Raw genomic sequence first — 7,304 nt, 5'->3', positions numbered from 1 at the left:
CCGCGCGATGGCCGCGCACCTGCCCGGTGCCCGGCACGTGGTGGTGCTGCCCGACAGGCCCGGCGGTCGGGAGCTGGCCGCCGAGCTCTCCGCCGAGGACGTCGAGGTCGTGGAGCTGCCCGCCGGGCCCGACCTGCCGATCGCCCGCAGCCGCAACCTCGGTGGCGACCGGGCGGCCGAACTGGGAGCCGACCTGATCGTCTTCCTCGACGTGGACTGCATGCCCGGCCCGGAGCTGGGCCCGAGGTACTCCGAGATCCCCGACGGCGTCGTGGGACTCGGGCCGGTGACCTACCTCCCGGAGTCCGCCGGCGCGCCCGATCCAGCCGACCTGCCCGCGTTCACCGACCCGCACCCGGCCCGACCGTTCCCCTCCCGCGGCACGCGGCGACTGGAGCCCGACGAGTTCGGGATGTTCTGGTCGCTGTCGTTCGCCGTGCGGCCGGACCTCTGGCTCCGGTTGCGCGCGGACTTCGGTGGGTTCGACGAGGCCTTCACCGGGTACGGCGCCGAGGACACGGACTTCGGTCGCAGGCTGCTCCACCGGCGCGTGCCGGTGATCCTGGTGGCCGGCGCGCACGCGTACCACCGGTGGCACCCGGTGGCTGATCCGCCGGTCGACCACCTGGCCGACCTGCTGCGCAACGGCGCGCACTACGCCGCGCGGTGGGGGAGCTGGCCCGCGCCGGGCTGGTTCGAGAAATTCGAGCAGATGGGCCTGGTGCGCAGAGTCGGCGACGGCTGGGAGGCCGTGCCCGGCGCGATCGGTGGCTGAGCGGCGCGGGCGCGGGCGTGCGAGGCGCGGGCGGCGCGGGGCGCGGGTAGCGCGACGAGAAGGACGTTCCGCACACGTCTCCCGAGTGGGAGTGTGCGGAACGCTCTTGTCGATGTGGCGGACCGGCGCGTGGCGGCCGGCGTACGCCGCGGGCGGGTCAGCCGAGGAAGGCCTGATCCGACAGGGTCGCGCCCTTGATGTTGGTGAACTCGCGCAGCAGGTCCTGCACCGTGAGCTTGGACTTGGCCGCGTCGTCGGCCTCGTACACGATCCGGCCCTCGTGCATCATGATGAGCCGGTTGCCCAGCCGGATGGCCTGCTCCATGTTGTGCGTGACCATGAGCGTGGTGAGACCGCCCTCGCGGACGATGCGCTCGGTGATCGACGTGACGAGTGCCGCCCGCTGCGGGTCGAGCGCCGCTGTGTGCTCGTCGAGGAGCATGATGCGCGGCTGGGTGAACCCGGCCATGAGCAGCGACAGCGCCTGGCGCTGACCGCCCGACAGCAGCCCCACCTTGGCGGTGAGTCGGTCCTCGAGGCCCAGTTCGAGCATCGCGAGCTGCTCGCCGAACCGGGCGCGCCGGTTCTTGTTCAACCCGCGTCCGAGCCCGCGACGCCGACCGCGCAACAGCGCCAGCGAGAGGTTCTCCTCGATGGTGAGATTCGGTGCGGTGCCGGCGAGCGGGTCCTGGAACACGCGGCCGATGTACTTCGCCCGCTTGTGGTCGGGCAGGCGGTTGACCCGGACGCCGTCGATGTCGATCGCACCGGTGTCGACCGGCAGCTTCCCCGACACGGCGTTGAGCAGGGTCGACTTCCCCGCGCCGTTCGAGCCGATCACGGTGACGAAGTCGCCCTCGCCGAGCGTCAGGGTGAGGTCGTTGAGCGCCCGGCGCTCGTTCGCGGTGCCCGGGAAGAAGGTCTTGGACACTCCGGTGACGGACAGCATCGTCAGACCTCCTTGGTGCCGGGTGCGGTGGAGTCGGGTCCGACGGACCCGGTGGCGGCCGCGTCGGCGGCCGTGCCGGGGCCCGGATCGACCGCGGCGCCGACCCCGGCCACGGCCCGCTCGTTGGCCGCGGCCGCGGTGGTGGGCTTGCGACCGAAGCGCCCGCCGGCCCCCTTCCACCGGGGCAGCAGCAGCGCGATCACGACGAGGATGGCCGTGACCGCCTTCATGTCGTTGGGATCCAGGCCGACGCGGAGGGCCGCGAAGATGATGAGCTGGTAGAGCAGGGCGCCCACGATCACGGCGAGCACCGCGAGCAGCAGCTTCCGCTGGCCGAGGATGGCCTGCCCGATGATCACCGAGGCCAGTCCGACCAGGATGAGGCCGATACCCATCGAGATGTCGGCGAAGCCCCGGTACTGGGCGATGAGTGCGCCGCACATCCCCACGAACCCGTTGGACAGGGCCAGGGTCAACGTCTTGGTGAAGTCGGTGGACACACCGAACGACGAGATCATCGGCCCGTTGTCACCGGTCGCCCGGATGGACAGGCCCAGGTCGGTGGTGAGGAACCACAGGACGACCAGGCCGAGCAACAGGACCGCGACCGCGAGGATGCCGACCCCGGGCCACTCGCCCAGCAGGTCGGCGTCCTTCAGGGGCGTGAACACGGTGTCACTGCGCAGCAGCGGGATATTCGCGCCGTCCATGATCCGCAGGTTCACCGACCACAGCGCGATCATGGTGAGGATTCCGGCGAGGAGACCGTCGATCCTGCCCTTGGTGTGGAGCAGTCCGGTGACCGCTCCGGCCAGGAACCCGGTGCCGAAGCCCGCGAGGGTCGCGAGCACCGGGTTCCAGCCGGCGAGGATGCCCATGGCCGCGGTGGCGGCGCCCGTGGTGAAACTGCCGTCGACGGTGAGGTCGGGGAAGTTGAGCACGCGGAAGGTCAGGAAGACCCCCAGGGCCATGACCCCGTAGATCAGACCTACCTCGACGGTCCCGATCACTTCTTCTCAGCCTCGGCGAGGATGTCCTCGGGGATGGTCACGCCCTGGCGCTCGGCCGCGGCCTCGTTGACCACGTAGGTGAACTCGGTGGCGGTCTCCACCGGCATGGTGGCCGGGTCCTCACCGTCACGCAGGATGCGCAGCGCCATCTCGCCGGTCTGGCGGCCCAGCTCGGTGTAGTCGATGCCCAGGGTGGCGACGGCGCCACCCTCGACCGTGCCCGATTCGGCGGCGATCACCGGGATCTGCTTGGCCTCGGCGACCTGGACGAGCGAGGAGATGCCCGAGACGACCATGTTGTCCGTGGGGACGTAGATCGCGTCGACGTCACCGAGCGCCTCGACTGCCTGCTGGATCTCGTTGACGGTGGTGACGGTCTGGGTGACGATCTCCAGCCCGAGCGGGCCCGCGGCCTCCTCGGCCTGGTCGACCTGGACCTGCGAGTTGACCTCGCCGGAGGCGTAGACGATCCCGACGCGCTCGGCGTCCGGCACGAGCTGCTTGAGCAGCTCCAGCTGATCGGAGATGGGGGCGGCGTCCGAGGTGCCGGTGACGTTGGAGCCCGGCGCCTCCATCGAGTCGACGAGCTCGGCCGAGACCGGGTCGGTGACCGCGGTGAACAGCAGCGGGACGTCGGTGATGTTCTGGGCCATCGCCTGCGCGGCCGGGGTGGCCACGGCCAGGGCCAGATCCAGGTCGTCTGCGGCGAACTGCTGGGCGATGGTCAACGCCGTGCCCTGCTCGCCGTTGGCGTTCTGCTCGTCGAACTCCACCTCGACGCCGGCCTCGGAGAAGGCCTCCTTGAACCCGGCTGTGGCCGAGTCCAGAGCCGGGTGCTGGACGAGCTGGTTGATGCCGATGCGGTAGGACTCGCCACCATCGCCGGAGGCGTCGTCACCGCCGCCCGAGCAACCTGCGAGGACGAGAGCCGAGGTGGCGACCAGTCCGGTGAACAGCTTCGCGCGTGTGAATGCCATATGCCATGCCTTGTCTGTGCCGTCTGGGCCTCCCGGGTGGGTACGCGAGGGGCCGGATGCGTGAACGGTGCTGGCACATGAGGGTACCGGGTCGCCCCGGCACGATGAGCCCGGACTCACCTGACGGGCTGCGGGCCCTCCTCCGACTCGGCCAGTTCGCGCTTCCAGGTACGGAAGCCCTCCTCGGTCCGGCCACGTCGCCAATAACCCGAGATCGACGCCCGGGCGGCGGGCACACCCCGCTCCTTTCTCAGGTACGGCCGCAGGTGCTTCATGACCGTCTCGGCCTCGCCGTGGACGAAGACCTGCACGTCGCCGCCCGGCCACGGCAGGCCACGCACCGCGCCGACCAGCGGGGCGTCGCCGTCGATCAGCCCCGGGCCGGCGTCCGTCGAGGGGGTCCCGCGGTGGATCCAGGTGACCTCCACACCCGCCGGCGCGACGAGGTCGACCTCGTCGTCGTCGCCCCCGACCTCCAGGAACACCGCGCCCACGGCGTCCTCCGGCAGCGACTCCAACGCCGCGGCGACGGCCGGCACCGCCGTCTCGTCCCCGGCCAACAGGTGGAAGTCGGCCTCCGGGTCCGGACGGTAGCCGCCGCCCGGACCGCGCAGCGCGACCTGCGTGCCCGGGGTGACCGCGCGCGCCCACGGGCCGGCCACTCCGGCGTCACCGTGCACGACGAAGTCGATCCAGATCTCCCGGGCGACCGGGTCGCATCGCCGCACGGTGTACGTCCGCACGACCGTCTCGCCGGCGTGGGGCAGCTCGATCTTGACGTAGCTGTCCGTGTCGGCGCGGGCGGCGAACGAATCGAAGCCCTCGCCACCCAGGACCACCCGGACCAGGTGGGCGGTCACCGTCTCGGTGCGCAACACCGTCAGGACGATCGGGGCGGGGGGCTGGCGATCGCGGGCCACTCATACTCCTTCGGCAGGGGGTTAGGTAACCCTATCCTCCAGGAGAATCGTCCCCCGCGGCCGGGGACGACCGCGCGGGGTGTCGTCCGCCACACAACCTTGCACGGACTGTGCAATCGTGCAGTGTCCGTGCAAAACTGCGAGGGTTCGCGAGTCGCACAATCGCCCCGAGGAGCCAAGCGCATGGCGTCATTTCTCTACCGCATCGGCCGGTCGGCCTACCTGCACAGGTGGCGGTTCATCGTCGCGTGGCTGCTCATCATCGCGGGCATGGGCACGGCCGCCGCCAGCCTGTCGCAGCAGACCACCAGCAGCTTCGCGATCCCCGGCCTCGAGTCGATCGAGACGCAGGAGGCGATCCAGGAGCGGTTCCCGGGTTCGCCCAGCCAGCTCGACGCGCCGACGGGCACCGTCGTCATCCGGGCACCCGAGGGCAGCACCCTCACCGATCCGGCCGTCGCGGAGGACGTCGACGCCTTCCTAGCGGAGGTGCGCGAGCTCGACTTCCTCACGGGTACCGAGGCGATCGTCAGCCCGGTGATGGCCGCCGAGGGCGTGCGTCAGCAGATGACCGAGGCCAAGGCCGCGCAGGGCATCCCGCAGGAGAAGATCGACGCCGACCTCGCCGCGCTCAGCCCGCTGAGCGAGGACGGGACGACCGGCACGCTCCAGGTGCAGTTCGACGCCGAGACCACGATGAACGTCGAGGCCGAGGACCGCGAGGCGTTCGCGGACCTCGTGGCGGAGCACCAGGACGGCCTGACGATCGCCTACTCGGGCAACGCCTTCCAGACCTCGGAGATCAGCGCGACCGGCGAGATCATCGGTATCGCCGTGGCCGCCGTCATCCTCACCATCACGTTCGGCTCGCTCATCGCGGCGGGCCTGCCCCTGCTCGTCGGCGTGGTGGGCGTGGGCATCGGCATCGCAGGCATCTTCGCCGCCACCTCCTTCACGGACACGATCAGCAACTTCACGCCGACCCTGGCGTCGATGATCGGTCTCGCCGTGGGCATCGACTACGCCCTGTTCATCGTGTCGCGCTTCCGCACCGAGCTCGTCAAACACATCGGCGGCAACGACCTCGAGCCCAGGGAGTTGGCGCAGCAACTCAAGACCATCCCGTTCCGCGAGCGCGCCCACCTCGCCGGGCTCGCGGTGGGCAAGGCCGGTTCCGCTGTGGTGTTCGCCGGCCTGACCGTGCTCATCGCGCTCGCCGCGCTGTCGATCATCAACATCCCGTTCCTCACGGCGATGGCGCTGTCCGCCGCCGCCACCGTCGCGATCGCCGTCTTCGTCGCGATCACCCTGCTGCCGGCCGTCCTCGGCGCCGTCGGCACCAAGGTCTTCGGCGCCCGCGTCCCGGTCGTCAAGGCGCCGGACCCGGAGGACGAGAAGCCGACGAGGGGCCTGACCTGGGTCCGCCGCGTTCGCAAACACCCGATCCTGCACGCCGTGGTCGCCGTGGTGCTCCTGGGCCTGCTCGCGATCCCGGCCGCGCAGCTGCGGCTCGCCATGCCGTCCGACGGCACGATGTCGCCCGGCACCCCCAACCGCACCGCGTACGACCTCACGGCCGAGGCGTTCGGCCCCGGCCGCAACGCGCCGATGATCGCCCTCGTCGACACCCTCGAGGTCCCGGCGGAGGAGCGTCCGGCCGCGTGGGCCACCGCGGTCGAGGACATCCAGGCGGTGGACGGCGTCCGCAACGCGCAGATCATCGAGTCCAACGAGGCCGGCGACGCCGCTCAGGTGCTCATCACGCCCGAGTACGGGGCGACCGACGAGCAGGCCGCCACGGTGCTGGACAGCATCCGCGCGGGCATCGGCGAGTTCGAGGAGCAGACCGGCGGCACCTACTCCGTCACCGGCGTCACCCCGATCTACGAGGACATCTCCGAGCGACTGTCCGAGGTGCTCCTGCCGTACGTCGGCATCGTCCTGGCGCTGGCGTTCATCCTGCTCATGCTGGTGTTCCGCTCCATCTGGGTGCCGCTCATCGCGGCGCTGGGCTTCGGCCTGTCGGTGGCCGCCACCTTCGGCCTCACCGTCGCGCTGTGGCAGGAGGGCTGGGGCGGCATCGTCTCCGACCCGCAGCCGATCATCAGCTTCCTGCCGATCATCCTCATCGGCATCGTGTTCGGCCTCGCGATGGACTACCAGGTCTTCCTCGTCACCCGCATGCGCGAGGGCTGGGTCCACGGCAAGACCGCGCAGAACGCCGTGTCCAACGGCTTCAAGCACGGTGCGCGCGTGGTCACCGCGGCCGCGCTCATCATGACCAGCGTGTTCGCCGCGTTCATGACGATCGACGAGCAGTTCATCAAGGTGATGGGCTTCGCGCTGGCCGTGGCCGTGCTGTTCGACGCCTTCGTCGTCCGCATGACGATCATCCCGGCGGTGATGTTCCTGCTCGGCGAGCGCGCGTGGAAGATCCCGCGCTGGCTCGACCGGATCCTGCCCTCGGTGGACGTCGAGGGGTCGGCGTTGGAGGACGTCGGCGCGGACGGTCCCCGCCGGGCGGGGGACGGCGCGGGATCCGGTGACGACGACGAGGTGCACCACACCGACGCGTTGGCCGAGGGCCGGCATTCCGCGGAGACCGTCGCCGCCCAGTCCCCGGGGGCCGGCAAGCACGAGCTCGACGGCGGCACCGATGATGGTGGTGGCGTC

The 7,304-nt window shown here is 70.8% G+C and carries 6 protein-coding genes; 2 read left to right on the top strand and 4 right to left on the bottom strand.

Features of this window, described 5'->3' with window-relative positions; translation table 11 throughout:
* A partial coding sequence (locus tag G6030_RS10670) for a galactosyltransferase-related protein (RefSeq protein WP_182643108.1) occupies positions 1-775 on the top strand: 775 nt, incomplete at its 5' end.
* Between the two features lie 157 nt (positions 776-932).
* Here G6030_RS10670 and G6030_RS10665 read toward each other — a convergent pair.
* From G6030_RS10665 to G6030_RS10650, 4 genes are all read right to left on the bottom strand, one after another.
* Positions 933-1,724: an ABC transporter ATP-binding protein gene (locus tag G6030_RS10665; protein ID WP_182643107.1), complete on the bottom strand. Its 792-nt coding sequence runs from the start codon at positions 1,722-1,724 to the stop codon at positions 933-935.
* Positions 1,725-1,726: 2 nt separating this feature from the next.
* A complete protein-coding gene (locus tag G6030_RS10660) occupies positions 1,727-2,734 on the bottom strand; it encodes an ABC transporter permease (protein ID WP_182643106.1) in 1,008 nt (335 codons plus the stop codon).
* Positions 2,731-3,711, bottom strand: coding sequence for an ABC transporter substrate-binding protein (locus G6030_RS10655; RefSeq protein ID WP_182643105.1), 981 nt, complete (start codon positions 3,709-3,711; stop codon positions 2,731-2,733). The genes G6030_RS10660 and G6030_RS10655 overlap by 4 nt, the downstream gene beginning before the upstream one ends.
* A gap of 116 nt (positions 3,712-3,827) precedes the next feature.
* Complete coding sequence (locus G6030_RS10650; RefSeq protein ID WP_182643104.1) at positions 3,828-4,631, bottom strand: SIP domain-containing protein; 804 nt, start codon at positions 4,629-4,631, stop codon at positions 3,828-3,830.
* A 183-nt stretch (positions 4,632-4,814) separates the two neighbouring features.
* On the opposite strand from G6030_RS10650, the gene G6030_RS10645 reads away from it, so the two are divergent.
* The coding region (locus G6030_RS10645; protein ID WP_182643103.1) for an MMPL family transporter at positions 4,815-7,304 on the top strand (2,490 nt) is incomplete at its 3' end.

The sequence above is a fragment of the Dietzia sp. E1 genome, from assembly GCF_014145015.1.
GTDB lineage: Bacteria > Actinomycetota > Actinomycetes > Mycobacteriales > Mycobacteriaceae > Dietzia > Dietzia cinnamea_A.
Note: the sequence above shows the minus strand (reverse complement) of the source record. Positions and strands in the feature narration are given on the sequence as shown.